The organism is Mycobacterium sp. 4858, from assembly GCF_900240975.1.
In the GTDB taxonomy this organism is placed as follows: Bacteria; Actinomycetota; Actinomycetes; order Mycobacteriales; family Mycobacteriaceae; genus Mycobacterium.
In genome coordinates this window covers 1,137,673-1,164,260 of the sequence record NZ_LT968775.1, presented here as the reverse complement: position 1 = coordinate 1,164,260, position 26,588 = coordinate 1,137,673, and the positions used below count along the sequence as shown (strand labels likewise).

Annotated in this window: 29 protein-coding genes and 3 pseudogenes; 14 read left to right on the top strand and 18 right to left on the bottom strand. The window is 67.7% G+C overall.

Going from position 1 to position 26,588, the window contains the following annotated elements; translation table 11 throughout:
• Nucleotides 1-4: 4 nt before the first annotated feature.
• Nucleotides 5-676, top strand: coding sequence for a GAP family protein (locus C1737_RS05440; RefSeq protein ID WP_068092728.1), 672 nt, complete (start codon nt 5-7; stop codon nt 674-676).
• Nucleotides 677-688: 12 nt separating this feature from the next.
• Here C1737_RS05440 and C1737_RS05435 read toward each other — a convergent pair whose 3' ends face one another.
• Nucleotides 689-1,537 carry a bile acid:sodium symporter family protein gene (locus C1737_RS05435; RefSeq protein ID WP_231985816.1) on the bottom strand — a complete coding sequence of 283 codons (849 nt, stop codon included), beginning with the start codon at nt 1,535-1,537 and terminating at the stop codon, nt 689-691.
• 106 nt (nt 1,538-1,643) lie between these two features.
• Here C1737_RS05435 and C1737_RS05430 point away from each other — a divergent pair, with 106 nt between their 5' ends.
• On the top strand, nt 1,644-2,315 hold the full coding sequence (locus C1737_RS05430) for a hypothetical protein (protein WP_067926707.1): 672 nt from the start codon (nt 1,644-1,646) through the stop codon (nt 2,313-2,315).
• Between the two features lie 46 nt (nt 2,316-2,361).
• On the opposite strand, the gene C1737_RS05425 is transcribed toward C1737_RS05430, so the two are convergent.
• Complete coding sequence (locus C1737_RS05425; RefSeq protein WP_068092614.1) at nt 2,362-3,132, bottom strand: SDR family oxidoreductase; 771 nt, start codon at nt 3,130-3,132, stop codon at nt 2,362-2,364.
• A 59-nt stretch (nt 3,133-3,191) separates the two neighbouring features.
• Here C1737_RS05425 and C1737_RS05420 point away from each other — a divergent pair, with 59 nt between their 5' ends.
• Complete coding sequence (locus C1737_RS05420; RefSeq protein WP_067926627.1) at nt 3,192-3,668, top strand: nuclear transport factor 2 family protein; 477 nt, start codon at nt 3,192-3,194, stop codon at nt 3,666-3,668.
• Nucleotides 3,669-3,679: 11 nt separating this feature from the next.
• On the opposite strand, the gene C1737_RS05415 is transcribed toward C1737_RS05420, so the two are convergent.
• Nucleotides 3,680-4,393 (bottom strand): DJ-1/PfpI family protein, encoded by a 714-nt coding sequence (locus C1737_RS05415; RefSeq protein WP_068092611.1) that lies wholly within the window; start codon nt 4,391-4,393, stop codon nt 3,680-3,682.
• A gap of 32 nt (nt 4,394-4,425) precedes the next feature.
• Nucleotides 4,426-5,376, bottom strand: a complete 951-nt coding sequence (locus tag C1737_RS05410; protein ID WP_102417442.1) for a GlxA family transcriptional regulator — start codon at nt 5,374-5,376, stop codon at nt 4,426-4,428.
• Between the two features lie 109 nt (nt 5,377-5,485).
• Between C1737_RS05410 and tpx the strand changes: the two genes are divergently transcribed.
• The gene (gene tpx / locus C1737_RS05405; RefSeq protein ID WP_067926635.1) at nt 5,486-5,980 is read left to right on the top strand and encodes a thiol peroxidase; all 495 of its coding nucleotides are present in this window, start codon (nt 5,486-5,488) and stop codon (nt 5,978-5,980) included.
• Nucleotides 5,981-5,992: 12 nt separating this feature from the next.
• Here tpx and C1737_RS05400 read toward each other — a convergent pair whose 3' ends face one another.
• Nucleotides 5,993-6,376, bottom strand: a complete 384-nt coding sequence (locus tag C1737_RS05400; RefSeq protein ID WP_067926638.1) for an NYN domain-containing protein — start codon at nt 6,374-6,376, stop codon at nt 5,993-5,995.
• Nucleotides 6,377-6,521: 145 nt separating this feature from the next.
• On the opposite strand from C1737_RS05400, the gene C1737_RS05395 reads away from it, so the two are divergent.
• Nucleotides 6,522-7,706: an acyl-CoA dehydrogenase family protein gene (locus C1737_RS05395; RefSeq protein ID WP_068092606.1), complete on the top strand. Its 1,185-nt coding sequence runs from the start codon at nt 6,522-6,524 to the stop codon at nt 7,704-7,706.
• Between the two features lie 33 nt (nt 7,707-7,739).
• Here C1737_RS05395 and C1737_RS27065 read toward each other — a convergent pair whose 3' ends face one another.
• Together C1737_RS27065 and C1737_RS27495 are read right to left on the bottom strand one after the other, a co-directional pair.
• On the bottom strand, nt 7,740-8,306 hold the full coding sequence (locus C1737_RS27065) for a hypothetical protein (protein ID WP_369807518.1): 567 nt from the start codon (nt 8,304-8,306) through the stop codon (nt 7,740-7,742).
• Nucleotides 8,207-8,464, bottom strand: a pseudogene (locus tag C1737_RS27495) (PE family protein); the annotation flags it as partial. The gene C1737_RS27065 and the pseudogene C1737_RS27495, both read right to left, overlap by 100 nt.
• Nucleotides 8,465-8,651: 187 nt before the next feature.
• Here C1737_RS27495 and C1737_RS05380 point away from each other — a divergent pair.
• The 3 genes and pseudogenes from C1737_RS05380 to C1737_RS05370 form a co-directional block, all read left to right on the top strand.
• Nucleotides 8,652-9,554 carry an NAD(P)-dependent oxidoreductase gene (locus C1737_RS05380; protein WP_102417441.1) on the top strand — a complete coding sequence of 301 codons (903 nt, stop codon included), beginning with the start codon at nt 8,652-8,654 and terminating at the stop codon, nt 9,552-9,554.
• A gap of 9 nt (nt 9,555-9,563) precedes the next feature.
• Nucleotides 9,564-9,860, top strand: a pseudogene (locus C1737_RS05375) (helix-turn-helix transcriptional regulator); the annotation flags it as partial.
• Nucleotide 9,861: 1 nt separating this feature from the next.
• Nucleotides 9,862-10,059: pseudogene (locus C1737_RS05370) on the top strand (VOC family protein); the annotation flags it as partial.
• Between the two features lie 87 nt (nt 10,060-10,146).
• On the opposite strand, the gene C1737_RS05365 reads toward C1737_RS05370, so the two are convergent.
• Nucleotides 10,147-10,401, bottom strand: coding sequence for a hypothetical protein (locus tag C1737_RS05365; RefSeq protein WP_067926656.1), 255 nt, complete (start codon nt 10,399-10,401; stop codon nt 10,147-10,149).
• Nucleotides 10,402-10,727: 326 nt separating this feature from the next.
• On the opposite strand from C1737_RS05365, the gene C1737_RS05360 reads away from it, so the two are divergent.
• Nucleotides 10,728-11,375 carry a heme-binding protein gene (locus C1737_RS05360; protein ID WP_102417440.1) on the top strand — a complete coding sequence of 216 codons (648 nt, stop codon included), beginning with the start codon at nt 10,728-10,730 and terminating at the stop codon, nt 11,373-11,375.
• A gap of 156 nt (nt 11,376-11,531) precedes the next feature.
• Here C1737_RS05360 and C1737_RS05350 read toward each other — a convergent pair whose 3' ends face one another.
• Nucleotides 11,532-12,542: an NADP-dependent oxidoreductase gene (locus C1737_RS05350; RefSeq protein WP_102417439.1), complete on the bottom strand. Its 1,011-nt coding sequence runs from the start codon at nt 12,540-12,542 to the stop codon at nt 11,532-11,534.
• Between the two features lie 87 nt (nt 12,543-12,629).
• On the opposite strand from C1737_RS05350, the gene C1737_RS05345 reads away from it, so the two are divergent.
• The 3 genes from C1737_RS05345 to C1737_RS05335 all read left to right on the top strand — a co-directional run bounded on the left by C1737_RS05345 (nt 12,630) and on the right by C1737_RS05335 (nt 15,211).
• Nucleotides 12,630-13,295, top strand: a complete 666-nt coding sequence (locus C1737_RS05345) for a hypothetical protein (protein WP_233214666.1) — start codon at nt 12,630-12,632, stop codon at nt 13,293-13,295.
• Nucleotides 13,296-13,326: 31 nt separating this feature from the next.
• Nucleotides 13,327-14,172 carry an SAM-dependent methyltransferase gene (locus tag C1737_RS05340; protein WP_068092589.1) on the top strand — a complete coding sequence of 282 codons (846 nt, stop codon included), beginning with the start codon at nt 13,327-13,329 and terminating at the stop codon, nt 14,170-14,172.
• Nucleotides 14,173-14,347: 175 nt separating this feature from the next.
• Complete coding sequence (locus tag C1737_RS05335) at nt 14,348-15,211, top strand: TIGR03560 family F420-dependent LLM class oxidoreductase (protein ID WP_067926667.1); 864 nt, start codon at nt 14,348-14,350, stop codon at nt 15,209-15,211.
• Here the strand turns inward: C1737_RS05335 and C1737_RS05330 are convergent.
• The 3 genes from C1737_RS05330 to C1737_RS05325 all read right to left on the bottom strand — a co-directional run bounded on the left by C1737_RS05330 (nt 15,169) and on the right by C1737_RS05325 (nt 17,268).
• The gene (locus C1737_RS05330) at nt 15,169-16,017 is read right to left on the bottom strand and encodes a family 16 glycosylhydrolase (protein WP_067926670.1); all 849 of its coding nucleotides are present in this window, start codon (nt 16,015-16,017) and stop codon (nt 15,169-15,171) included. The two genes, C1737_RS05335 and C1737_RS05330, sit on opposite strands and share 43 nt — an antisense overlap.
• Before the next feature lie 306 nt (nt 16,018-16,323).
• A complete protein-coding gene (locus tag C1737_RS26830; RefSeq protein WP_199182784.1) occupies nt 16,324-16,557 on the bottom strand; it encodes a hypothetical protein in 234 nt (77 codons plus the stop codon).
• A gap of 81 nt (nt 16,558-16,638) precedes the next feature.
• Nucleotides 16,639-17,268, bottom strand: a complete 630-nt coding sequence (locus tag C1737_RS05325; RefSeq protein ID WP_369807517.1) for a cutinase family protein — start codon at nt 17,266-17,268, stop codon at nt 16,639-16,641.
• Nucleotides 17,269-17,437: 169 nt separating this feature from the next.
• Here C1737_RS05325 and C1737_RS05320 point away from each other — a divergent pair, with 169 nt between their 5' ends.
• The gene (locus C1737_RS05320; protein WP_102417438.1) at nt 17,438-18,100 is read left to right on the top strand and encodes a class I SAM-dependent methyltransferase; all 663 of its coding nucleotides are present in this window, start codon (nt 17,438-17,440) and stop codon (nt 18,098-18,100) included.
• 9 nt (nt 18,101-18,109) lie between these two features.
• Here C1737_RS05320 and C1737_RS05315 read toward each other — a convergent pair whose 3' ends face one another.
• From C1737_RS05315 to C1737_RS05305, 3 genes are read right to left on the bottom strand one after another with little or no spacing between them, the layout of a single operon-like run.
• Nucleotides 18,110-19,186, bottom strand: a complete 1,077-nt coding sequence (locus C1737_RS05315) for a prenyltransferase (protein WP_102417796.1) — start codon at nt 19,184-19,186, stop codon at nt 18,110-18,112.
• Nucleotides 19,173-19,931 (bottom strand): class I SAM-dependent methyltransferase, encoded by a 759-nt coding sequence (locus tag C1737_RS05310; protein WP_102417437.1) that lies wholly within the window; start codon nt 19,929-19,931, stop codon nt 19,173-19,175. The genes C1737_RS05315 and C1737_RS05310 overlap by 14 nt, the downstream gene beginning before the upstream one ends.
• Nucleotides 19,925-21,184 (bottom strand): glycosyltransferase family 4 protein, encoded by a 1,260-nt coding sequence (locus C1737_RS05305; RefSeq protein WP_102417436.1) that lies wholly within the window; start codon nt 21,182-21,184, stop codon nt 19,925-19,927. The genes C1737_RS05310 and C1737_RS05305 overlap by 7 nt, the downstream gene beginning before the upstream one ends.
• A gap of 361 nt (nt 21,185-21,545) precedes the next feature.
• Between C1737_RS05305 and C1737_RS05300 the strand changes: the two genes are divergently transcribed.
• A complete protein-coding gene (locus tag C1737_RS05300) occupies nt 21,546-22,352 on the top strand; it encodes a DUF1906 domain-containing protein (protein ID WP_102417435.1) in 807 nt (268 codons plus the stop codon).
• 70 nt (nt 22,353-22,422) lie between these two features.
• On the opposite strand, the gene katG is transcribed toward C1737_RS05300, so the two are convergent.
• The 3 genes from katG to C1737_RS05285 form a co-directional block, all read right to left on the bottom strand.
• A complete protein-coding gene (gene katG, locus C1737_RS05295; protein ID WP_102417434.1) occupies nt 22,423-24,663 on the bottom strand; it encodes a catalase/peroxidase HPI in 2,241 nt (746 codons plus the stop codon).
• Nucleotides 24,664-24,697: 34 nt separating this feature from the next.
• Nucleotides 24,698-25,138 carry a Fur family transcriptional regulator gene (locus C1737_RS05290; protein ID WP_102417433.1) on the bottom strand — a complete coding sequence of 147 codons (441 nt, stop codon included), beginning with the start codon at nt 25,136-25,138 and terminating at the stop codon, nt 24,698-24,700.
• Nucleotides 25,139-25,233: 95 nt separating this feature from the next.
• The gene (locus C1737_RS05285; protein ID WP_102417795.1) at nt 25,234-26,496 is read right to left on the bottom strand and encodes an Ig-like domain-containing protein; all 1,263 of its coding nucleotides are present in this window, start codon (nt 26,494-26,496) and stop codon (nt 25,234-25,236) included.
• Nucleotides 26,497-26,588 lie beyond the last annotated feature (92 nt).

Here is a 26,588-nt window from a genome sequence, read left to right as displayed (position 1 = left end):
TGCGATGTGGAGCGGCCTTGTCCCGCTGCTCCTCGGTTGTGCACTGGAGCCGATCGAAGTCGTCATCACGATCATGCTGCTGGGGACCCCGTCGCGCGTGCGGTCGGCCGGCGCCTGGGTTGCGGGGCACATCAGTACGCGCCTGCTGCAAGGCCTCATCTTCGGCACCATCCTGCATTGGGGAGCGCGCAGCGCCGACCCGGACCGCCCACACCACTGGATCGCTGCCACCGCGCTGTTGGTGGTGGCACTGCTGCTGCTGGTCACCGCGGCGCGGGAGCTGCTGACGGACGACGATCCCGACGCGCCACCGCCGAAGTGGATGACCATGCTGACGTCGGCCACGCCCGCCAAAGCGTTCTTCATCGGCGCCGGGGTCATCGCCGTGTCGGTGAAAGCCTGGGTCTTCACGCTCGGGGCCATCAGCGTGATCGGCACCGCGAATTTGAGCCGGCCCGCCAATGTCGGTTCCTACGTTCTCTTCGTGGCGCTCGCCGCGAGCGTGAATCTCCTCATCGTCGTCGTGGCAGCGGTTTTCCCTGACCGATCGCGCGCCCTGCTGGACAGGGTCTTGGGCTGGCTGCAAGGACACGACCGGCCGATCGTGATCGTGGTGAGCGTGGTCTTCGGTACCTGGTTCGCGATCAAAGCCCTGCGCGGCTTCGGGATTCTGTAGCTGGCCCGCCAGTCAGGGCGGCGTCACCGCGCGCCGTCGAATCCAAAACGTGTAGACCGCACCCACCGCGGCGGTGATCAGCCCGTAGAGCGCGACCGCCCCGTGTTCGTCCGCGTTGGGAAAGTTCGCCGATGCGATCGTCAACGCCGTCGCGGGGTGCCGGCAGCTGCTGGCGAATGCCAGCATCGCCGATGACTCTCGTTCGGGGCCGCCGAGCACATGCCCGACGACGACCGTGCCGCCGACGAACAACACCATCGCCACTAGCGTCGATTCGCCCAGGAGTTTCCACATGCTCGGCGCGGCGCCGATCAGGAGGACGACCATGGCCACCGGCAGAGCCCACCGCTGCACGCGGTCGATCGGTCCCCCGATGCGCGCCGCGACGGCCGGCCACCGCGCTCGGATCGCCATTCCCGCGGAGAGCGGCGCCACCACGGACATCAGCATCAGTTCCGCGATCGCCCAGGGGCTTGCGACATACTGGCGCCCGAACATCCGCCCGATCAGTGGCGCGGCCACCGAGATCACCGGAACCGCGAGGACGGCGAGCACCAGGACGAGGCCTAGCCCGTATTGAGCGCGCCCGCCCGCCTTTTCGCCGCGCCGCGGCAGCAACGGCGGCAACGGTGAAATCGCCAGGGTGACAAGCGCGATGGCGACCTGGGGGCGCAGGTCGAGCACCCCCACCAGCACACCGGCAATGACCGGCGCGGCGACCATGACGGCCAGCAACGAGCGAGCCAATAGATCCGGTAGGCGCAACACGTACGCGACGTCGGCGAACCGCGCGGTCAACCCGTAACCGAGGATCACCACGAAGAGGCTGACCTGGAAAGCTATGCGCGCCGCGTCGGCCATGGTCACACCGGCCAGCCTGCCACGCCGGCCTCGGAGCGGTGCCGAGATGGCCGAGTACCACCACGGGAGGCCGCGCCGGATGGCCCCGGGGTGGCATCCTGGCCGTGTGGGTGTGCTCATCCGGTTGGCGGAGCTGTTGATCGTGATCCTGCCCCTGGCGGGTGCGACCGTCGCGGCGGTGCGCGCGTTCGGGGCCAACCGCCGACAGGCGGAGCCACCGCCGCGTGCGGACCACGCCGAAACACCGCGGGCCGAGCCACCGCGGACCGGCGACGATCACGTCGCACGGTGGCGGTCGCTGCGCCGCGTCCTCGACGAGCACGGCCGCACCGACGCGCGATGGCTCGCGTATGAGCTCGACGCCGCCAAGCTCCTCGACTTCCCGCTCATGACCGACATGCGCGATCCGCTCACGGTGGCCTTCCACAAAGCCAAGCTGCGAGCCGACTTCCTGCGCCCCGTCAAAGCCGAAGACCTGCTCGACGACCGCGACGTCGCCGCGCAATACCGGCAGGCCGTCGAGGATTACGTGACGGCCTTCAACGCCGCCGAGACAGAGGCGATGCGCAGGCGTCGCAGTGACTTCTCCGGGGCCGACCAGCAGCGGATTGCGCGGGCTCAGAACCTGCTACGGGTGGCTTCGGATCCCGCGGCGACACCGCAGGAACGCGGGCGCGCGTACGATTTGGCACGCCGGGAACTCGACGGCCTCATCGTCTTGCCGGCCACCACACAAGCCGGGATCGAGCGGGGGGTCTCCGGGGAGCTGGAGGGGTGACCGCGAAGCCGGGCCGACTTCGGCCGGCGCATCCGAGTCGCCTGACCTATGGGCAGGTGTATCCGCCGTCGATCACGATGTCGGAACCGGTCATGTAGCTGGAAGCCTCGCCGGCCAGGTAGAGGTACAGGCCCGTGAGTTCTTCGGGGCGGCCGATCCGCCCGAGCGGTATCTTCGGCTCCCACTCGCGGTGGTATTCGGTCAGCGGCTCCACGAGTTCGGTGAGGATGTAGCCCGGGCTGACGCTGTTGACCCGGATGTTGTGCGGCGCCAACTCCACGGCCATGGCCTTGGTCAGGTGGATCACCGCCGCTTTCGACGTGCAGTAGTGACCCACCTGCTGCGGGATGTTGATGATGTGGCCGGACATCGAGGCCGTGGTGATGATGCTGCCGCCGAGACCCTGCCGGACCATCGCCCGTGCGGCCGCCTGCGCGGTGAGGAAAACGCCTGTGACATTGGTGCTTTGGATCCGTTCGAACTCTTCGGGGGACATGCCGAGCATCGGAGTCACGGTGATGATGCCGGCGTTGCAGACCGCGATGTCGACGCCGCCCAACTCCGCGGTCACCCGTTCCAGCATCGCGGTCACCTGGTCGGGCTGGGTCACGTCGCAGGGGATGGGCACCACCCTGCCCTCACCGTCCGCCGCGATCTCCCGGGCGACCTGCTCCAGGCTCTCGGCACGCCGCGCCGCGATGGCCACGTCAGCCCCCGCTTGCAGGTAGGCCTGGGCCACCTTCTTGCCGATGCCGCTGGATGCCCCGGTGACCAACGCCCGTTTGCCGCGCAGATCGAACAACTTCAAGACGTTCATGCGATATCCCTTATCCAGACGAGCTACCTGTAACGGAAACACGTTCTAGTGTGTCCGCCATGGGCAAATTCACCAGGGCCGAAATCGAGCAAGCCGTCGAGAACTACACGCGGGTGGTGGAGGGGTGCAGCGCCTCGGGCGACTGGCGACCTTTCGCCGATCTCTTCACCGAGGATGTCGTCTACACAGAACATCACTACGGGGTGTTTCACGGCCGTGAAGCCGTGCGGGACTGGATCGTCGCCGTCATGGCGCCGTTCCCGCACATGCGATTTCCATCCGACTGGACTGCCTATGACGAGGACAACGACGCCGTCGTCGTGATGATCAAGAATCTTCTGGACCACCCGACAGATCCCGACGGCGAGCCCTTCTGGTTCCCGAACTGGACCCGGCTGGTCTACGCCGGCAACGGCTTGTTCTCCAGCGAAGAGGACATTTACAACCCCAACCGGGACGCGCCCGGCGTGGTGGCCGCCTGGCTGCAGGCCGGCGGCCGGCTCGAGTCAACCGAGATCCTGCAGCCCCAGGCCTAGCGGTCGTCAGCTCACCGCCGCGACCGGACGGCGCCCAATGCCTGCTCCCAGGCCAGCATGGTGGCGGCCTTCAGGTTGGCCGGCTTCACGCTGTCCCTGGACAGTAGCGCGATCGCGGCGGCCTTCGTCGTCGCCGACGCCTTCGACAGATGGCCGGAGTCGAACGGCGGGTGGGGGTCGTATTCGATGGCCAACTGGATCGCCTTGGCGCGGCCTTCGCCACCGATTTCGCCGGCCAGCCACAGCGCCAGGTCGAGTCCCGCCGACACCCCGGCGCTGGTGATCACGTTGTCCTGCAGCACGACTCGTTCATCGCCCACCGGGACGGCGCCGAACGCCTTCAACGCCGGGACCGTCAGCCAGTGCGACGTGGCGCGGCGGCCTGCGAGGAGGCCGGCCGCCGCCAGGATCACCGACCCGGAGCACACCGACGTCGTCCATCGGGCGGTCCGGTGGGCCTGCCGCAGCCAGTCCAGCAGCGCCTCGTCACGGGCATGCACCGGTGTGGACGGGCCACCCGGCACGAGAATGACGTCGGGCGAAGGGGTTTCGGCCAGCGAATGGGTGGCCCCGAGCACCAGCACGCCGGAGTCAGCGGTGATCGGCCCCGGCTGGTGCCAGACGAACCGCACTTCGGCGTCCTGCAGGTTGCGCAGCACCTCGTACGGTCCGATCATGTCCAGCGCGGTGAATCCCGGATAGCTCACGATCGCGATCTGGGTCATGGGTGTCGTCCTCTCGGTTTCAGGCGTCGCTTTCAGGCGAAGGCCTTGCGGTATTGATCGGGCGGGATACCGACCCGGCGAAGGAAGTTGCGCCGCATGGTTTCCGCGGTGCCGAAACCGCATCGGGCGGCGATCGTGACGACGGTGTCGTCGGTCTCCTCCAACTGCCGACGCGCGGCTTCGGTCCGGATCCGCTCGACGTACTGGCCGGGCGCCTCGCCGACCTCGGCGGTGAACACCCGGGTGAAGTGACGCGGGCTCATCGCCGCCCGACGGGCGAGCCGGTCGATGCCGTGCTCACCGCCCGGCTCCGCCTCGATCGCCTCCTGGACGGCGCGGATCGAATGGCGTTTGGCCCGCGGCATCCACACCGGCGCCGCGAACTGCGTCTGCCCGCCGGGGCGCCGCAGGTAGAGCACCAGCCAGCGGGCGACGGTCTGCGCGACTTCGGTGCCGTGGTCGTCCTCCACCAGCGAGAGCGCCAGATCGATCCCCGCCGTGACACCGGCCGCCGTCCACACGGTCTTCGAGCTGCGCAGGAAAATCGGATCCGCGTCGACGTCGATCGCGGGGAATTCGCGGGCCAGCCGCCCGGCGAAGGCCCAATGAGTGGTAGCCCGTTGCCCGTCCAGCAGCCCCGCCTCGGCCGCCAGAAACGCGCCCGTGCAGACCGTGACCACGCGACGGGCGCTTCCGGCGACGGCCTTGATCCAGCCGATCAGCTCGGCATTCGACCGGGCCGCGTCGACACCGCCGCCGCCGGGCAGCACCAAGGTGTCGGTGCACTCGCCGGGTTCTGGCAGCGGCGCGGCGACGAACGCGAGTCCGGTCGGGGTGGTGACGGCCTGCCCGTCGGGGGAGGCGACGACGACGTCGTATCCGCCCTCGGTGAGCAGCGCCGCGCCGGTGAAGACGTCGTGCGGCCCCACCACGTCGAGCGCCTGCACGCCGGGATAGCCGACGATGACCACTTTGCGAGCCATGGGATTAAGTGTTGGGCACGCCCGGCATGGCGTCTACGCCGTGTATCCCACCAATTAGGACATGGGACCTGGCCCAGAGCCGTCACGACGGGCTTGGCAGACTGTCGCCATGGCACAGATAACCTTGCGTGGAAACCCGATCAACACCGTCGGCGAACTGCCTGCCGTCGGATCTCCGGCACCGGCCTTCAGCCTGACGGGCGGCGACCTGGGGGCGGTCAGTAGCGACCAGCTCGGCGGTAAGGCCGTGGTGCTCAACATCTTCCCGTCGGTGGACACACCGGTGTGCGCGACCAGCGTCCGGACCTTCAACGAGCGCGCCGCCGCCAGCGGCGCCACTGTGGTGTGCGTGTCGAAGGACCTGCCGTTCGCGTTCGCCCGCTTCTGTGGCGCCGAGGGCATCGACAACGTCAAGACGGCTTCGGCGTTCCGCAGCAACTTCGGCGAGGACTACGGCGTCACCATCAACGACGGACCGATGGCGGGTCTGCTCGCCCGGGCCATCGTGGTGGTCGGCGCCGACGGCAAGGTCGCCTACACCGAGCTGGTCCCGGAGATCGCCCAGGAGCCGAATTACGACGCGGCGCTGGCCGCGGCGGGCTAGCCCCGATCGCGGCTAACGTTCGGCCCGTGGGTCGATGAGCTCACGGAAGCTGGCCGCGGGGTGGACCGAGGCGCCCAGGCTCAGGACGCGGTCACTGAGCCCTTTGTCGGACGTCACCACCCGAATGTCGTGCGGTCGGGGGTCGGCTCGGACCCGGCGGACGATCTCGTCGTCCGCCGAGTTCGCAGCCGCCCTGGGCGCGTAGGCGATCTCGATCACCAACGCGGGAATGGCGGTCGACGGCGGCCGTTCGAAGACGACGGTCACGTCGTCTCCTTGGGCGGCTGCCCATCGGTCGAGTCGGTCCGCCAGCGCGACCATGGCGCCGCCGCGGTCCTTCCACCAACCGTCAGGGCGGCTCCCGATCACATTCATGCCGTCCACAATCCACCGCACGACCCATAGGGTAGGGCGACGTTTCGCCGCACCGCCGGCGGCCGCGAATTCCGTAGCGCGCCATTTCCGTTCTTGGACGTTGAGCGGTTGATACGGTCACCGATATCAGTTTCCGCTGATGCCGTCGCAATGATGGGACAGGTGAATGACGTCGATAGCCGAGACCGATGACCGGGTCGTGTCGCTGGCCCGGGGAATGCGCGAACTGGTGCGCGCCGAGGCCGCCGAATCCGAGCGGATGCGCACCCTCACCCCGGCGATCGTCGACGAGATGTGGGCAACCGGGCTCATGTCCGCGTTCAACCCGGGCGCGGCCGGAGGTGTCGAACCGTCGTTCACCGAGATGATCGAAACCTGGATCGAAATGGCTTGGCAGGACGGCTCTTTCGGCTGGATCGGGATCGCCAACCTGCCTTCGTCGTTCGCGGCGGCGGCGTACCTGCCCGACGAGGGTTTCGCCGAGGTGTTCACGGCGCACGACAACCGCGTCACCATGGGCGGCCAGTTCTTTCCCAACGGTCAAGGGGCCGCCGTCGATGGCGGTTACCTGGTGAGCGGGTCGTGGAACTTCGGCTCGGGCACCGGTCACTCGCAGTACATCGCTGCGGGGTTCTTGCCGATGGACAACGGCGAAATGCGCTGGATCAGTGACGGCTTCCCCGAGATGCGGGTCGCGGTGATCCCCCGGGATCAGATCAACTTCAACGACGGCTGGTTCGTGCAGGGGCTCAAGGGAACCGGGTCCTACGACTACAGCGCCCAGGAGGTGTTCGTGCCGGCGAGCCGCACCTTTGAGCTGTTCACCCGCCAACCCCATCGCGGCGCCGCACCCGCCACCCGGATGGGGCTGATGCCGGTCACCGCCGCCGGCCATGCGTCCTGGGCACTCGGCGTGGCGAAAAGCATGCTCGACGACGTCCAGGAACTGGCCGCGACGAAGTTCCGGATGAGTGACATGGCGTCGCTGGCCAGCCGACCCACCTTCCAGAAGGGGCTGGCGCACCACCGCGCGGCCTGGCGCGCCGCGCGTCTGCTGGTGCTCGACGCGTTCACCACGGCCGAGGCCGCGGTCGCATCGGGCGAGGAGCTGACACCCGCCCTGCGCGCGGACATGCGGGTGGCGGCGGTGTACGCGACCGACACGGCCAGAAGCTGTGCCGAGTGGGCGCACCTGGTCGCCGGCACCACGTCCATCCGGGAGGGCAGCCGGCTGGAGCGCGCCTTTCGGGACATCTACACCGGCACGCAGCACGCCTTCATCAGCGAAAAGGTTGCCATCGATGTCGCGCAGATCTGGCTCGGCATCATCGACGACCAGCCGGGGTTGTGACTCCCTGACCCTGCCGGCGCCTAGACCAGGCGTTCACCCGGCTGTTGCTCGCCCGGCTCGTCGCGCTTGCCTTCGTCGGTATTGCCGGCAAGCGACGAGGCCAGGCCCGGCCCGCCGGCCCCACCGGCCGACGCCCCCTGGCCCAGTGAGCTGAACGAGCTCAGGGGCGCCGCACCGGCGCCCAGCAACGTCGACGCGGCATTGACCGCGGCGGGCATCGCCGGGGCCGTGCTCGGCACCGTGGGCGAGGCGGCCGGCACCGTCGGCGAGGCGGCCGGCACCGTCGGCGAGGCGGCCGGCACCGTCGGCGCCGGGCCGGCGACCGGACCTCCCGCGACCAGGTTGGCCAGTGGCGGCGTGCGGGGGGCCGAGCCGCCCGCCCCCGGCAGCATCTCCGCGCGCAGCAGTCCACCGCCGCCCGCGGGCCCCACGAAAGTCTGGCCGGCGATCCGGCCGCCGGCCGAGTGCAAAGTGCCCGCCGTCTCCCCGTCGACCTGGGCGTACATCTGGGCGATGTCGGTGAACGCCGTGCCCGTCCGGGCGATCTCTTCCTGGGCTGCGGTGTTGAGGGCCAGCATGGCGGTGCCCTCGGCGGCGAATGCCGCGACGGCCAGCATCGAGACCTCGTCGGCGCCGGCGGGAGCCAACGCGGTCACCGGTCCCGTCGCGGCCGCGCCGGAAGCCAAACCTTGGGTGGCGAGCGCCACCACCTGCAACCCGATGGCTCCCGCGGCGGGGTCGTGTGACAGCGGTTCCATGTGCGTGTGCTCCTGTGCGAGCGATGAGCGCCGATACGTCGGGACCAGCTGCGCTGGACGATGAGATCAATTCTAGAGGCGCCGATAGGGTGCTGCCCACACTTTCAGGCGGGCCCGAACCGCGCGAGCACGCCGCCCAAAAGCCCGAAATCGTCGGCCCGCTCCTAACGTCGCCTACTATCAGCGCATGCGCGGCTCGAAGATCCTGATCACCGGCCCGACCGGACAAATCGCGACCCCGATTGCGCGGGCACTCGCGACCGACAACGAGGTGTGGGGCATCGCCCGCTTCACCGACCCAGCGGCACGCGAGGGTCTGGAAAAGTCAGGCGTCCACTGCCAGACGGTCAACTTGGCGGCCGGTGAGTTCAGCGATCTGCCAAATGATTTCGAGTACGTCCTCAACCTCGCGGTGGCCAAGAGCGGGAACTGGGACAAGGACCTCGCGGCCAACGCGGAGTCGGTGGGCCTGCTCATGGCCCACTGCCGCGACGCGAAGGCGTTTCTGCACTGCTCGTCCGCCGCCGTCTACGACCCGCCCGACGACAATCCCCGGACCGAGGGTGCCGCCCTGGGCGACAACCACAAGCCTTTGTTCCCCACCTACTCCATCTCCAAGATCGCCGGGGAGGTGGTCGCCCGGTCCATGGCCCGGGCCCTCGGAGTGCCCACCACCATCGCGCGGCTCAACGTTCCATACGGGGACAACGGCGGGTGGCCGTTCTACCACATGGAGATGATGCTGGCGGGCATCCCGATCCCGGTCCCACCCGGGGCACCCGCACGCTACAACCCGATTCACGAGGACGACATCATCGCGACCATTCCCAAGCTGCTGGAGGTGGCCGCCGTACCGGCGACCACGGTCAACTGGTGCGGCGATCAAACGGTCAGCATCCAGGAGTGGTGCGGCTACCTGGGTTCACTGGTGGGCAAGGAGCCGGTCTTCGAGGTGAGCGACCAGGCGCTCCGCGGCAACCCCACCGACAGCACACGGATGCACGAGCTCATCGGCGGCACCGCGGTTGACTGGCGTGACGGCCTGCGCCGCATGGCGGCCAAGTTCCACCCAGAGTTGGTCGGCGCGTAGGAAGCCCGCGTGCGCCAACGAGCCGATGATGTGCAGCGGCTGCGGAACCTCGCATTGCTCCGCCGCGTCCGCGACCGGATCGATCGGGAGTACGCGCGGCCGCTGGACGTGGACGGGCTGGCCCGTGACGTGCACATGTCCGCCGGCCACCTGAGCCGCGAGTTCCGCCGGGCGTACGGCGAGTCGCCCTATTCCTATCTGATGACGCGGCGCATCGAGCGGGCGATGGCGCTGCTGCGGCGCGGTGACCTCAGCGTCACTGGGGTGTGTTTCGCCGTCGGGTGCTCCTCGTTGGGCACGTTCAGCAACCATCGCCGAAATGATGGCCAAGGGCAGCTACGCCACGTTGCTCTTGGCGACAAAGGACCTCGATCGGACCTTCGAGCATCTGCAGGGCAACGACGTGGAGATCGTGCAGGAGCCGACGGACCAGCCCTACGGAATGCGTGACTGCGCCGTCCGCGATCCGGCGGGCAACCTGATCCGCATCCAAGAACTGCGCTGACGAGTCCCGTGGCTCGAGCCGGGCGCGCAACCGCGAAAGTTCCGAACCCCCAAAAGGTTCGGAACTTTCGCCTGCGCTGAACCCGGGTCAAGATCCCTTGGCGTAACGAGTCAGGAACCCGAACGCCGCGATCCCCGCGACGGCACCGATCACGCCCCACAGCACGAGCTGGAACACCATCGACCCCAGGAACCAGCCGAACGTCATCCCGATGTAGAGGGCCCAGATCAAGCGGAAGGCGCTCCACAGCGCGACCGCCCCGGCGCTGAGGCCGATGTATAGGCTGCGCTGCCGGTCCACCCGATTGATCTGCTCTTCAATGCCGGCCGGGACGATCTTCATTTCTGACTTCCTTTCGTGGGGCGCCGCCGGATTGGCGTCGTCGTTGCGCCAAGTACAGACGCGAGAACCGGCTACCGATCCCAAAACTCGCCGCCCGACCGCTTGCGTCACCACTGGTTCGCGCCAAAAGACAAGAGTCGGGCGACACCGCTGTTGGGGAATAACCTCAGTTGCGGACCACCGGCAACAGGTGGGTGAATCCAGATGAACGGTCACCCCTCGCGGCTCGCATCTCGGACCCGCTCGCAGGGTGTCCGCTCTGGTGTGCGTTCGCGACGCCGTTGGTCAGCCTTGCCGCTGCTTGAATCGAGAAAGGAAACGGTCCGATGATGAACCCCATCAAGCTCGCCGAGCAGGTGGCCGAATCGGTCCTGGCGGTGGGCGGCATCCGGGTCGGCACCGAGGAGCCGGCGTACACGCGCGAGCCACTGACGGGCGCCGTCGAGATCCGCCGCTACGGTCCGCGGATCGCCGCCGAGACGACGGTCGACGCCGACGAAAATCGCGCTCGTGACGTCGGATTCCGGCGGTTGGCGGGCTACATATTCGGCGGCAACCGGGGCAAACGATCAATCTCGATGACGACCCCCGTCAGCCAGCAGTCGAGCGGGGGCGGCCAGCAGATCGCGATGACCGCGCCCGTCGTCCAGTCCGCGGGCGGCGAGACCGGCTGGACGATCCGGTTCTTCATGCCCGCGAAGTGGACGACGGAAACCCTTCCCGCGCCCAACGATGATCAGGTCCGCCTCGTTGAGGTGCCGCCCGCCACCGTCGCGGTGCTGCGATTCAGCGGTGACCGCAGCCCTAAGGCGGTCGCCTTGCGCACGAAGGAACTCCTGAAGATATTGCAGGACAGCGGGATTCAACAGGCCGGCGATCCCGAGGCCTGGTTCTACGACCCGCCCTGGACGGTGCCGATGCGCCGGCGCAACGAGATCGCAATTCCCATCGATCCGGCGTCCGCGCCGGGCTAGCCCGAATGGGACGGCACATCGGCCCGTTCCTTGTGATGGCGGGAATCCGTATCGCGCCGCTCGGCATCCTGGTGTGGGCCGGCGGATTGTCATCGTTCCGTTCCCGCCGATAACGCCCTTCCGCGGGTCTACGCCCTCCTCGAATTCGGCTGAGTATCAGCCGACCTTGACCACCAGCTTGCCGACGTTCTTGCCGTCGAACAGCATGTTGATCGCCGTCGGCAGCTGCTCGAACCCCTCGACGACCGTCTCGAGCGGAGTGAGCTTTCCCGCCTCGATCAGACCGGCGATCTCGCTGATGGCCTCCGCCGCGCGCCCGAAGTGGTCGAGGACGATGAAGCCGCGCAGGGTGGCGCGCTGGATGAGGAGGTTCCCGAACGCACGCGGACCTGGCGGGGGATCCTCCGCGTTGTAACCGGAGATCAGGCCGCAGAGCGCGACGCGGGCGCCGATGTTGAGGCGCGCGAAGATCGCGTCCATGAGCTCGCCGCCGACGTTCTCGAAGTCGACGTCGATGCCGTCGGGTGTCGCCGCGGCCAGTTGGGCGGCCCAGTCGTCGGCGCGGTGGTCGACCGCCGCGTCGAAGCCCAGCCGGTCGGTGAGCAGCGCGCACTTCTCGGGCCCTCCGGCGATTCCGACGACACGCGCCCCCGCGGCCTTGGCGAGCTGACCGGCGACCGAGCCGACCGCACCGGCCGCCGCGGAGACGACGACGGTCTCGCCGGGCTGCGGCTTGCCGATATCGCGAATCCCGATCCACGCTGTGAGGCCGGTCATCCCCAGCGCGCCCAGGTAGGCGCTCGGCGAAATGCCTTGCGCGACCTGGACGGGATTGATCAGCGACGTATCCGAGACGACCGCGTACTCCTGCCAGCCGAGCAGCCCTTGCACCTGCTGACCGACGGCGTAGGTGGAACTCTTCGACGCGACGACCTCGCCGAGGGCGCCCGCTCGCATGACCTCGCCGATGCCCACCGGAGGCAGGTAGGGCGGGGTGTCGTTGATCCACGTGCGGTTCGTCGGGTCCAGCGAGATCCAGTCGACCCGCACTAGCGCCTCGCCGTCGCCGAGTTCGGGGATCGCCTCTTCGGTCAGCTCGAATGTGCCGGGGCCGATGCGTCCGACAGGCCGTTCGCGCAGCAGGAAACGACGGTTTCGTCCGGTCATTAGCGCACGGTACCCTCCGCACCCCTGCGCGTTCTACCCTGCGTAAAAGGGACGCCGCTCGACCCGGAGGTGGATTCGATGAAGGCGATGCCACAACTTGTCCTGGCGCCGGTCGCGGTGGTGGCGTTGGCCGTGTCCGCGCAGCCCGGTGTCGCAATCGCCGATCCGCCGCCGACGCAGGTGATCACCACGGTGGCCGTCGGCCCCGCCGGCCAACCGATCAACGGCTACAAGGAGTCGCCTCCGGAGGGCAACGTCGTCGTTGTCGACGACTGCAGCACCGCGTCGCCGTCGGCGGTGGCCGACGACGTCTATTACTGCTCGCCCAGCGCGGCCGGCGCGGGCACCTGCTGGCCGTCGACGCCCGGATCGCTGTTGTGTGTGGACGATCCCTGGCAGCAGCGTCTGCATCGGGTCAGCTACGGCGGCCCGCTTCCGCCCGTCCGGCCGAGCGCGACGCCGGACCCGTTCGCACTGACCCTGGACGACGGAACCCACTGCCTGCTGCGCAACGGCGGCGCATGGGGCGGACGCGCCGACGGCTACGTCGGCGTTTACGGCTGCGGCGACCCGCACGCCAACCTCGCGGTGCTGTGGCTGCCCAGCCAGGGCGCCGGCAGCTGCATCGACCGCTCCTCGGCGGTGTGGACGGTGAAGGTCGGTCAACTCGGCGCAACGAACGCCGCGCTGCCGCCACCGCAGACCCGGGCGGTGGCCGGCGCCTGGCTCGCGGGGGGTAAGGCCGGGCAGTAAAACCGGCGGCGACGCTGCTATAACGCAACGTATGTCGAGCCCCGAGCACACGATCACCCACGTTTCCGATACCGCCCGATGGACCGCCCTGCACCGGGCAACCGAATCCGCCCGGCCCGATGCACTGTTCAACGACCCGCTCGCCGACCGGTTGGCCGGTGAACACGGTCGCGAAATCGTCGCCAAGGTCCCGCGGTCGACCCGCAACGGTTGGTGGCTCGTCGCGCGGACCAAACTCATCGACGACGCCATCGCGCAAGCGATCAGCGACGGCTGCGACCGAGTGCTGAACCTGGCGGCCGGTTTGGACACCCGGCCCTATCGGCTGGACCTCCCGGCCGAACTCACGTGGGTGGAGGCGGATCTGCCGAAGTTGCTGGCGGAGAAGACGCAGCTACTCGCCGACGAGGCGCCGCGGTGCCGGCTGACCCGTGTCGCTGTCGATCTGGCCGACCCCGCCGCCCTCCACGCCTTCCTCGACGAGGCCCTGCGCGGCGCCGCCAGGGCGCTGGTACTGACCGAGGGCCTGTTGATGTATCTCGAGGACGGCGACGTCGCGGCGCTGTCGGCGGCCATTACGCGGCCCGAGGTCGCCTGGTGGATGCTCGACTTCGCCGGGCCGGGCCTGAAGAAGATGATGAACAAGAAAATGGCGGGCATGTTGCAAAACGCCCCGTTCAAGTTCGCACCCGAAAACGGGTTGGCGTATTTCGAAGATTTGGGCTGGCGCACCGTCGAGGTGGAGGCGCTATATGCGGCCGCCCACCGGTTTCACCGCCTGCCGGTGTGGATGCGCCCGTTGGCCTGGCTGCCCCAGCCGGATCCGCGTCACCCGGGCGGCAGAGTGTGGAGCGCGGTGGCCCTGCTTACCCATTGAGCCGGGCATAAAGGAACCAGTTGGCCACCGGCACAACTGATTTGCGTCTGCTAGCGCTCGTGTCGCACTTGCCTACGGTTAATGCGGCAGGTCTGGCACCTTACGCCCGCACGACAATTCGGGGATCTGGCCCTTTGCGCCTGCGGCAGCGCGGCGCCGGTCTTAATATCGCCGCATGCGCATCACGGTCAAATTCGACCTGGGTTTCAAATATCCCGAACTCGAGCAGTTGTGGCGCATCGCCGACAACCTCGGTTTTGACACGGTGTGGGATTACGACCATTTTTACGGGCCGATGGAACACACCGACCCCACCTTCGAGGGATGGACCGCGCTGGCCGCTATGGCCGTGGTGACCCGACAGGCGCGCATCGGTTGCCTGGTACCCGGTGTCACGTACCGGAACCCCGCGATCCTCGCCAAGATGGCGGTCACCGTCGACCACATCTCCGGCGGGCGGCTCAACTTCGGGATCGGCGCCGGATGGCACGAGGCCGAACATCGCGGCTATGGGATCGCGTTCCCTGGCCCGGGCACCCGCGTCGCGATGGTCGACGAGGCGCTGACCGTGATCCGTCGGCTCTGGGCCGAGGAATCGGTGACCTTCAAGGGGAGGTTCTTCACCCTCCAAGACGCGCTCTGCGAACCGAAGCCCCTGCAGCGCCCGCACCCGCCGATCGTGATCGGCGGCACGGAACCGAAGATGTTGAGCGTCATCGCACGTCACGCGGACATGTGGAACATGCCGGGACACGAGGGGCCAGAACGATGGGGCGCAGTCAACGGCCGGCTCTCTGAGGCGTGTGTCGTCGTGGGACGCGACCCGGGCGAGATCGAGCGCTCCGCACAGGTGTCACTACACCCGGCGGAACCCGGTCAGGTGGACGAGCAACTCGCGCTGTTGCCCGAATTCGAGCAACTCGGCTGCGAGCACATGGTGCTGGCGTTCCGGGAGGCGCCAACGACGGCACTGCTCGAACGCTGCCGGGCCCTCGACTACCAGACCCGTATCCAGTCGACCAGCATGCTGGCGGGATAGCTTCCGGGCCCGGGGTCGCCGCCGCCGGAGCCCGCCACCGCGAGGTTGAACACCGGATAGACGGTGTAGCCCGGCGCGTTGAAGGGCCAATCGGGCAGCGCGCTCGCCGGTACGTCGAAGTACGGCTGGGCCCCGTCGGCGTAGTCCTTCCAGAATCGGATTCCGGCCTCGTCCCACTGGGTGCGCCAGGTGTGCCAGGCGCTGTCCACCGCGATGTTGTGGGTCTTCCACTCGCCGCCGTTGGCTTTCGCGTGGACCGTGGTGGCCGAGGGCCAGCTGCCGTTGCCGTACCACTCCATCACGTCGATCTCGCCCTGGTCATCATTACCCAGCCAGTAGGCCGGCCAGGCGCCGGCGGTCAGGCAGTTGAGTTTGATGCGAGCTTCCCAGGTGTGGCCGACTCCGCCGCGCCAGAGGCTCTGCACCTTGCCGCTGTAGTAGGTGGGCCCGTCCTTGGCGGCGAGCAGCACGAGGTTGGAGTTGCCGTCGAGGAAGACGTTGCGCCGGTCGTCGCGGTATTGCCCGATGTGGTCGGGCTGTTCCCAGTACGTCGGGTCTTTGATCGTCTCGCGGGCCTTCGCCACCGTCCACTTCGAGGCGTCGGGTGCCGAGCCGGCGGGACCGTCGAACTCGTCGTGAAAGACGTAGGTGCCGGTTTGGCCGCTGGGCGCCGCGGGAGCGGGCGGGCGGTCCGCGGGCGAATCCCGTCCCGAGGGTTGGGCCAGGGCTTGCGGCGCAGGCAGCGCGGCTGCCAGCACGCCGATCCCGGTCGTCAAAATCATGCGGCGGCGATCCATCTTGGGCATACGCAAGGGACCATAGCAGCCGCCGGCGTACGGAGCCGAAACACAGAAATGTGTCGGTGGTCGCCGCTACCGTTTCGGATACCCGGCGGGCCAGCACGGACGCCGGCACGGCGGTGGTTGAACGATTAGTCGAAATTCATGGCTAATTCTCAACTTCACGGGTGGTTTGGTCTCAGGATCGGCCGGGCATTCTGAGATCACAAGCCGATAACCACCGGGTGTAGCTAATGCGGGTTGTACTGAGAGGAGTTAACGATCGTGGCTAATACAACGGGAGCGACGGTTATTTTCCTTCAGTCCCATCCGTTATGGACCGCGGCGCAGCGGCATGAGCGCGAACGTCGTGACGCGATGCGCCGTCACCCGGCTTTCCGCGCCCGGCAGCACGCCGCGATTCCCGGTGGCGAGGTCATTCCGCTCATCCGCGACTTCAAGCTGTACTCGAGCACCAACACTCCGGCCTGAATATTTCGCACGTAATAGCGCAAAATTGCGCATAGCGCGCCCGTTGGCCACCCGAGTGACCAGACGGTTGATCATTTCCCTGATTCGCGAATCCGATAGCGCCGGCGCTATCAAATCGGAGGGTCGCCTATTGGCCGGGAGCGACTCTCCCGCGTCTCAGAGCTTGCCGGCGACGAAGTCGGCGGCCTGGTTGGCCATGCCGGCATCGATGTAGGCACCGGCAAGGTGTTGCGGCCAGTTCGCCTTCCAGGTGTTCGGGTCCGCCGGGTTGCAGATGGGATCGGCGCCGTGGCACAACTCGATGGTCCGGTCGTTGTAGATCGGGCTGAAGTTGGTGATCGGCCCCACCCACTGGCTTCCGTTGCCGAACAACGCCACGGCCGCGATGTGCTGATCGGCGCCCGGCGGCAATGGGCTGTCGAATCCGAACGCACCAATGGGCGCCGCGAGCACAACGTCGGTGACGGCCGCCCCCAGCGAGTAACCGCCCAGCACCAGTCGGGTATTGGGGCAATTGGTGATCATGTCCTGAACATGGCGGCTCATGTCGTTGGCACCCTGAGCGACCTCGGTGTCGGCCGGGTAATTGACGGCATACACGCCGATGTTCTTGTTGACCTTGGATCGCAGCGCGCTGATGAACGCGTTGCCCAGCGCTCCCGGTCCGGGCGATTCCATTCGGCCGCGGGCGAACACCACCTGCACCGGGGGGCAGCTGGCCGCGGCGGCGCTCGGGATCCCGGACGACGGCACCGCGGCGGGCAATACCAGCCCGCCCACGGTCAGGACCACGGCGAGGACAGCAGCAACACAGCTACGAACGGGCGAGGGGCGGCGCACAGCATGATGGTAAAGCGGTCCCGCCCCGGCCGCTGGGCTTACGTTTTGTGAACACTCCTGATCGCCACCACGACCACCGCGCCGGCGCTGTCGCCGGAAACGATAGGTTCATCTGATGAGTCACGTCGATGCGAGCGCACCCGAGCGCTTGTTTGCGTTGGCCGAGCAGGTGCGGGGTTTCCTGCCCGCCGACGAGGGCCGCGCGCTCTACGACGCCGCCGTGCGATATCTCGACGGCGGCGTGGGCGTCGAGATCGGCACGTACTGCGGCAAATCCACCCTGTTGCTGGGTGCGGCGGCCCAGCAGACGGGCGGCGTGCTGTACACGATCGACCACCACCACGGCTCGGAGGAACATCAGCCCGGCTGGGAGTACCACGACGCCTCACTGGTCGACGAGGTCACGGGGCTGTTCGACACGCTGCCGACGTTCCGCCGCACGCTCGATGCCGCAGGGCTTGCCGACCACGTCGTTGCCATCGTGGGCAAGTCGCCGGTCGTAGCCTCCGGCTGGCGGTCGCCGCTGCACTTCTTGTTCATCGACGGCGGCCACAGCGAGGCCGCCGCCAACCAGGACTTCGACGGGTGGGCCAAGTGGGTGACGGTCGGCGGTGGACTGGCCATCCACGACGTCTTCCCGGACCCCAGGGACGGCGGCCGACCGCCGTACTACATCTACTGTCGCGCAACCGATTCCGGTCAGTTCCGCGAGGTTTCGGCCACCGGGTCGCTGCGGGTGCTCGAACGCGTCAGCGGGCAGCCGGGCGAAGCGATCTAGAGTCGACCGTTACCGACCGGGACCGGCGCCGACGCATTCGCAGTCGAAGTCCGTCTGCAAGCCCATCGGCAGTCGGTGGCCGCGGAAGATTCCGGCGCCCGCCGTGGTGTCCGAGAGCGCGTCCGCGGCCAGGATCATCGCCGCGCCCGTCCACGTGGTGCGCTCCTCGGGCCACCGCTTGCCGTCCGCGAAAACCAGCCCCGTCCAGTAGGAGCCGTCTTGTTCGCGCAGATGCTGCATCGCGCCGAACTGCCGGTGCGCCGCCGACCGCTGGCCGATGGCATCGAGCGCCATGACCAATTCGCATGTCTCGGCGCCGGTAACCCAGGGTCTGTCGACCACGCACCGAATGCCGAGGCCGCCGACCACGAAGTCGTCCCACCGCTGCTTGATCCGCGCGGCCGCCTGCGGCCCCCGCAAGGCGCTACCGAGGATGGGGTAGTACCAGTCCATCGAGTAGCGGTCTTTTTCGGTGAACACCTCCGGGTGAGCGGCGATCGCGTGACCGAGGCGGCCCAGGGCCAGTTCCCACTCCGGCTGCGGCTCGCCGACCAGGGCGGCGAGCGCCAGGGCGCACCGGATGCTGTGGAAAACGCTCGCGCAGCCGGTCAACAACGCTTCCTGCAGGGGACCGGCTTCGCTTCGGGCCCAACAGATCTCGCCATAGCCGACCTGCAGATCGATGACGAAGTCAATGGCCTTCTGCACGACCGGCCACATCTGAGTGGCAAAGCGCTGGTCGCCCGTGACCAGCACGTGGTGCCAGACACCGGTAGCGATGTAGGCGCAGAAGTTGCTGTCGCTGTTGGCGTCCTCGACGACCCCCGCGCGCAGCTGGATGGGCCAGGAGCCGTCGGCGCGCTGCGTGCGGCGGCTCCATTCGAAGGCGGCGCGCGCCGGTTCCAGCAACCCGGCGGCGGTGAGCGCCATCGCACACTCGATGTGATCCCACGGATCGGTGTGACCGCCCTCAGACCAGGGGATGGCTCCCGAGGGCTCTTGGAGGGCTGCGATTGACGCCGCGGTTTGACGGCACTGCTCGGGACTGAGGACGCCCGGGACCGATGGGGGATTAGACCGATGCAACTGCACATCCCACGGTCGCTGGGCTTTCGGCCGCCGGCTGTTTGACGAAGTACATCGCCACGCTCTTGCCGACCAGGGGATTGAGTAGCGATTCCGCCAGCTGCGTGATCTTCGGCCGCTGCATCAGGTCCCACACCAGGAGTTTGTGGTACGCGGACACGGCGCGGTGGTCGGTGTTTGACACGCCCACAGCGCATTTCAGCCACCAGAAGGGGGAGTGCAGCGCGTGGGCGTGGTGGGCGTGCGTCAATTGCATTCCACCGTCGACGATTTTGTCGCGTAGTTCGCTGGCCCGGTAGATGCGGACGTGGCCGCCCTCATTGCTGTGGTATTCGTCGGACAGCAGCCAACACACCCGCTCCGGCAGCCAGCGCGGCACGCTGACCGCCAGGGTGCCGCCGACTTTGAGCACCCTGATCAGTTCGGCGATGGCGGCGTCGTCGCGCGGAATGTGCTCGAGGATCTCCGATGCGATCACGCAGTCGAATGTCTCGTCGGCGTACGGCAATTTCAGCGCATCACCGAGCACCGCCTTCGCCGACGCCCCGGCGGGCGCCTCGCCGGCTTCCGCCATCGCGCGCAGAATGGTGTCGACCGAACGCAATTCGTCCGGGTCGCGGTCGAACGCGACCACGTCCGCGCCGCGCCGATACGCCTCGAAGGCGTGCCGACCGGCCCCGCACCCGACGTCGATGACCTTGGTCGCGGGCCCGACCCGCAGCCGGTCGAAATCGACGGTCAGCATGGCGCTTCGCCTTCAGCCGCGGCCGTGTTGCGTGCGATCGCCCGCTCGTACACCCGGACGGTTTGAGCGGCCACCGCCTCCCAGCTGAACACGTCGACCGCACGGGTTCGTCCCGCCTTACCCAGACTCCGCCGCTTCTCCGGCAAGTCCAGCAGGTCACCGAGCGCGCGGGTGAGCGCGTCGACGTCGGCCGGTGGCACCAGTTCGGCGCACGCGCCGTCGGCGCCGAGGACTTCGGGCAGGGCGCCCACCCGGCTGGCCACGATCGGCGTGCCGCTGGACATGGCCTCCACCGCGGGCAGCGAAAACCCTTCGTAGAGCGAGGGAATGCAGGCGACTTCGGCCGACGCGAACAGCGCGGCAAGCTCGGCGTCGGAAAGCCCACTGGTGATGTGGACGATGTCGGAGATGCCGAGCTCGGCGATGAGTTTATGGGTCGGGCCGTTGGGTTCGACCTTCGCAACCAGCCGCAGCTCGAGATCCCTGATCGTGCGCAGCCGCGCGACCGCCTGCAGTAGGGTGCGCACACCCTTGAGCGGGGTATCCGCGCTGGCGATGGCGATGACCCGCCCGGGATGCCGGGGCTGCGACCCCGGCTTGAACAGTTCGGTGTTCACACCCAGCGGCACCACGTGCAGCTGCTCCGGCGAGACCCCGAAGTCGCTGACGATGTCCGCCGCCGACGACGACGAAACGGTCAGCAGGTCCGGGATCTGGCGCGCCACCTGCTGCTGCATCCCCAGGAACCCATACCATCGCTGCACCAACGGTTTTCGCCACCAACGCGCCGCGGCCAGATCGAGCACCCGGTCACGGGTGATGGGATGGTGCACCGTCGCCACCACCGGCAGTCCCGCGCCGGCGATCCTGAGCAGCCCGGTGCCCAGGCTCTGGTTGTCGTGCACGACGTCGAAATCGGCCGCCCGGCCAGCCAGTAACCGCGCGGCGCGCATGGTGAATGTCCGCGGTTCGGGGAACCCCGCGGTCCACGTGGTGAGCAGTTCCAACAGGTCGATCGAGTCGCGAATCTCGCTGGGCCGCGGCACGCGGAACGGGTCGGGTTCGCGGTAGAGATCCAGGCTCGGCACTTTGGTCAGCCGCACCCGCGGGTCGAGCAGGTCGGGATAAGGCTGACCGGAGAACACCTCGACGTCATGACCGAGTTCCACCAGACCGTGGCTGAGATGGCGCACGTAGACGCCCTGTCCGCCGCAATGGGTTTTACTACGGTAGGACAGCAGGGCAATTCGCATACTCAACTCTTCTTTGCTGGTGAATGACCGCGGAACAACGCCGAACCCATCGCGGTCAACGGACTCCCGAGCTCCGTGACAGCAAACTGGACATGTGTCCAGACTATAGTTCGATTACCTAATCGAGCGCAACGAGCTCGCACGTCACCGGCTGCCGCGTAATCGCTCTGACGGAAATCCGGCACGCAAAAGATCATGCCACCCGGCCCCGAAGGGGATTGACCCGTTCGCCCCGCCTCCCGCGCACACAGCCCGATGCGCACTACCGAGCCATGGACTGTGCGAACGCTTCGGGGGAGCCGCGCCGCCCGCTTCACGGCGTCCTAGCCCCGTTTTCGAGCCGTTTGTTAGCATCACGCCCGTGCAGGATTCGGCCGCACCGGGCGAATGCGGCGCGCGACGATCGGTATCGCGGCGCGACGTATTCAAGTTCGCCGCCGCACCGGTGCTGCTCGGTCTGAGCGCGGCGGCCGCGCCCCTCAACGACCGGAAGGCCTTCGCCGCCGACATGCGGCTGATCGATTTCGCCGAGCGCAGGATTTCGCCGGACGAGATCAAGTCGGCGGGCTATGACGGCGTGGTGAACTACGTGTCGGAGTCGCGGCCGGGAGCCAACTTCGAGGCAAAACCGCTCACCCGCGGGTACGCCGACGCGCTGCGCGGGGCGGGCCTGCACATCGTCAGCAACTTTCAGTACGGCAAACCCGGCTGGCCGGACCCGTCGGATTACACCCGCGGCTTCGACGGCGGTGTGGCGGATGCCCAGACGGCCCAACGGTTGCACGGCGCGGCCGGGGGCCCGGGGTCTGCCCCGATCTTCTTCAGCGTCGACGACGACATCGACGAGAACACCTGGAACAGCGTTGCCGTCCAATGGTTTCGGGGGATCAACTCCGCATTGGGCGTGGGCCGCACCGGCATCTACGGGCATGCCAACGCGTGCGGCTGGGCGATCCGGGACGGCGTCATCGGAAACTCGACGACCGCGGGGCGCCGCTGGGCGTGGCAGACGAAATCGTGGTCGCACGGCTCGCGGGAACCCGCAGCGGTGCTGTATCAGGCCGTGGTGAACAGCCCGTCGAACCCGAGTCCGCTCCTCGGCGGCATCAACGTCGACATCGACGACGTGCTCGCGCCGGACTTCGGCCAGTGGGATCTCGCGCGCTGAGCGAGCCGCTAAACGACGCACGACGCCCCGCGAGCCGAAAACCCGCGGGGCGTCGCGTCGTATCCGTGCGTTACTTGAGGTCGAACCGGTCGGCGTTCATGACCTTGACCCAGGCGGCGACGAAGTCCTCGACGAACTTGCCCTCGTTGTCGTCCTGGGCATAGACCTCGGAAAGGGCACGCAACACCGAGTTCGACCCGAACACCAGGTCGTTCGCGGTGGCCGTCCACTTCAGCTGGCCCGACTTGCGGTCGACCACCTCGTAGACGTTCTCCGCCGACTCCGACGTCTTCCACGCGTTGTCCATGTCGACCAGGTTGACGAAGAAGTCGTTCGTCAGGACGCCGGGCCGGTCGGTGAACACGCCGTGCTTGCTCCCGCCGTGGTTGGCATTGAGCGCGCGCAGGCCACCGACGAGCACGGTCATCTCCGGACCGGTCACCCCCAGCAGGTAGGCCCGCTCGTGCAGCAACTGCTCCAGCGGCGCCTTCTCGCCGGCGCGGATGTAGTTGCGGAACCCGTCGGCCCGCGGTTCGAGCACCGCGAACGACTCCACGTCGGTGTTCTCCTGCGAGGCGTCGGTGCGCCCGGGCGCGAAGTGCACCGAGATCTCGTAGCCGGCGTCCTTGGCCGCCTTCTCGACCGCCGCGGATCCGGCCAGCACGATCAGGTCGGCCAGCGAGATCTTCTTGCCGCCCGACGCGGACGCGTTGAAGTCCTGCTGGATCTTCTCCAGCGCGGGCAGGACCTTGTCCAGCTCGGAGGGCTCGTTGACCTCCCAGCTGCGCTGCGGCTCGAGGCGCAGCCGCGCCCCGTTGGCGCCGCCCCGCTTGTCGGTGCGCCGGAAGCTGGACGCCGCGGACCAGGCCGTCTTGACCAGCTGCGGAACCGACAGGCCCGAGTCGAGCACCTTTTGCTTCAGCGCCGCGACGTCCTTGTCGTCGACCAGCTCGTGGTCGACCGGCGGGACCGGGTCCTGCCACAGCTGCGGCTCGGCAACCCACGGCCCGAGGTAGCGGCTGACCGGTCCCATGTCGCGGTGCAGCAGCTTGTACCAGGCCTTGGCGAACGCATCGGCGAGCTCCTCGGGGTGGTCCAGCCAGCGCCGGGTGATGTCGCGATAGATCGGGGACTCGCGCATCGAGATGTCGGTGACCAGCATCGTCGGCGCGCGGCCCGGGCCGCCGAACGGATCGGGGATGGTGCCCGCGCCGGCGCCGTCCTTGGCGACGAACTGCCAGGCATCGCCGGGGCTCTTGGTGAGCTCCCATTCGTAGCCGTAGAGGGTCTCCAGGAAGGTGTTGTCCCACTTGGTCGGGGTGGGCGTCCAGACGACCTCCAGGCCGCTGGTGATGGCGTCCTTGCCGACGCCGGTGCCATACGAGCTCTTCCAGCCCAGCCCCTGCTGTTCGATCGGGGCGGCCTCGGGCTCGGGGCCGACCAGATCGCCGCTGCCGGCGCCGTGGGTCTTGCCGAAGCTGTGCCCACCGACGATCAATGCGGCGGTCTCCTCGTCGTTCATCGCCATCCGGCCGAACGTTTCGCGGATGTCGATCGCGGCGGCGACGGGGTCCGGCTTACCCTCGGGGCCCTCGGGATTCACATAGATCAGGCCCATCGTGGTGGCCCCGTAAGGCTGGGCGAGGTCCCGCTTGCCCGAGTAGCGCTTGTCGGTGCCCAACCAGGTGTCCTCTTCGCCCCAGAGAACCTCCTCGGGCTCCCAGACGTCCTCACGGCCGAAGCCGAAGCCGAAGGTCTTGAATCCCATCGACTCCAGGGCGCAGTTGCCGGCGAAGATGATCAGGTCGGCCCAGGAGATCTTGTTGCCGTACTTCTTCTTGACCGGCCACAGCAACCGGCGGGCCTTGTCCAGGCTCACGTTGTCCGGCCAGCTGTTCAGCGGGGCGAACCGCTGCATGCCCTGGCCGCCGCCGCCGCGCCCGTCGTGAATGCGGTAGGTGCCCGCGGCGTGCCAGCTCATCCGGATGAACAGGCCTCCGTAGTGCCCGTAGTCTGCGGGCCACCAGTCCTGGGAGTGGGTCATCACCGAGATCACGTCCGCCTTGAGCGCCTCGACGTCGAGCTTGGCGAACTCCGCGGCGTAGTCGAAGTCGTCGCCGAGCGGGTTGGCCTGCGCGGAGTGCGGGTGCAGCGTCGACACGTCGATCTGGTCGGGCCACCAATCCCGGTTCGTCAGCGGCGCATTCGATTTCGGCTTGGGGGAGGGGATTGCGGGGTTTTCGCTCTCGCTGGTGCTGGCCGTCTTGCTGTCCTCGTGGGGCGGCCGGCCTTGGGAGATATCGCTGGACACAGCATTCCTTTCTTAGGGGTGATTGGGCTGCGAGCTAGGAACCTGCGGTCGAACAGTCGGGGCACACGCCCCAATAGATGACCTCGGCCTCGTCGAGGACGAAGCCGTCGAGAATTTCGTTCTCGTCTGACGGGGTGAGGCAAGGGGCAGCACCCACCGCGCAGTCGATGTCGGCGATCACGCCACAGGATCGGCACACGACATGGTGGTGGTTGTCGCCGACCCGCGACTCGTAACGGGCGACCGATCCGGAGGGCTGGATCCGGCGGACCAAACCCACGGTGCTCAGCGCGTTGAGGACGTCGTATACGGCCTGGCGGGAGACATCGGGCAGGCCGACGCGCACCGCCGAGAAGATCGTCTCGGTGTCGGCGTGGGGGTGGGCGTCCACCGCCTCCAACACCGCGACCCGAGGGCGGGTCACCCGCAGATCGGCCATCCGCAGTCGTTCCGCGTAATCGGCCGTCGATGACACCGCACCAATATGACGCACTTATCTGGAACGAGTCAAGAGTTTACTGTGAAATGGAGCACAACTATGGGTGACCAATGAGCTCCGTCACGTCACGTTCATGTCGGCTTCAGGGCGCTGCCCTTGCGCCAGTCGTCCCAGCTGATCGTCCAGTCGCCGTTCTGCGCCAGCGTCAACGGCGGGCCGCCGCTGTTGCGAACCTCGACCACATCGCCGGGCACCGAGAAGTCGTAGAACCACTTCGCGTTGTCGGCGTTGAGGTTCAGGCATCCGTGCGACGTGTCCCGATGCCCCTGAGCCCACACCGTGGCGTCGAGCTCATGCAGGTAAATACCGTCGGTGCTGATCCGGGTGGCGTAGTTGATGGTTTCGCGGTAACCCAGGCGCGAGTTCTTGGGCAGACCGAATGTCGAGGAGTCCATGACGACGGGGTTGCCCTTGTCGAGGACGGTGTAGACACCCGGCGGCGTCCACAGCGAGATGCTCTTTCCGCCGACGTTTTCGGTGCCGCCCATACCCATCGAGGTGGGCATGGTCCGCATCAACGCGCCGTTGTTGAAGACGCTGACTTGTTTGGTGGCATCGTCGGCGATGGACACGTGCGCGTCGCCGATCCGGAACGACACCTTGGTATCGTCTTGCCCGAATAGGCCGTTGCCCAGGGCGATTCCGTAGATCTTGGCCTCGGCCGTGACGGCCGTTCCCGGCGCGTAGTAGTGCTCGGCCCGCCAGTGCGCGGTTTGGCCGTCGACCCAGAACCACGAGCCCTGCACCTTGGGGTCGGTGGTCACGGCCAGCTGCCGTTCGGCGGCGGCCCGGTCGGCGATCTGCTCGTCGAAGTGGGCGACAACCACCGTCCCGACGCCGTACGTCCCGCCGTCTTTGAGCGCGGCCTCCGACGTGGTGGTGAACGAAACCTTCGTCTGGTTGGACGGTTTGAGCGTCGAAAAGGACGAAACCTGGTTCGACGCAAGGCCATTGGGGCCTCGGCTGTTGACCGTCAACGTGTAGGTGCGGCCATAGCCCAGCGGGACCGTGGGCTTCCACACGGTGTTGTCGGGCGTCATCACACCCTGCACCTGCTTGCCGCTCTCGTTGACCATGCTGACGTCGGTGAGCGTCCCCGACTCGGCCTTGACCATCACGGGTGCGAGTGGATCGACGTTGCGCGCATCCGGGCCGGGTGTGATGGTGACTTGTGCCGGTCCTGCGGTTTTCGGCGACGCGTTGCGATGACCGCAAGCCGCAATCACGACGACGCCCGCCACGGCCACGATCACCAGCGCGGCGATCAGCAACCGGCGCGGCCTGCGATCCCAGAGGATCCGGCGGGCGGGCCGATCACTGTTCGTGGGCATCATTGAGCTGTCGGATCCTTGCGTTCTGCTGGTTGCCGGGTTGAAGGCAGCGCCCAGCGGGAAGATGTTGCCCATCAGGTGCCACGGTCGTGCGA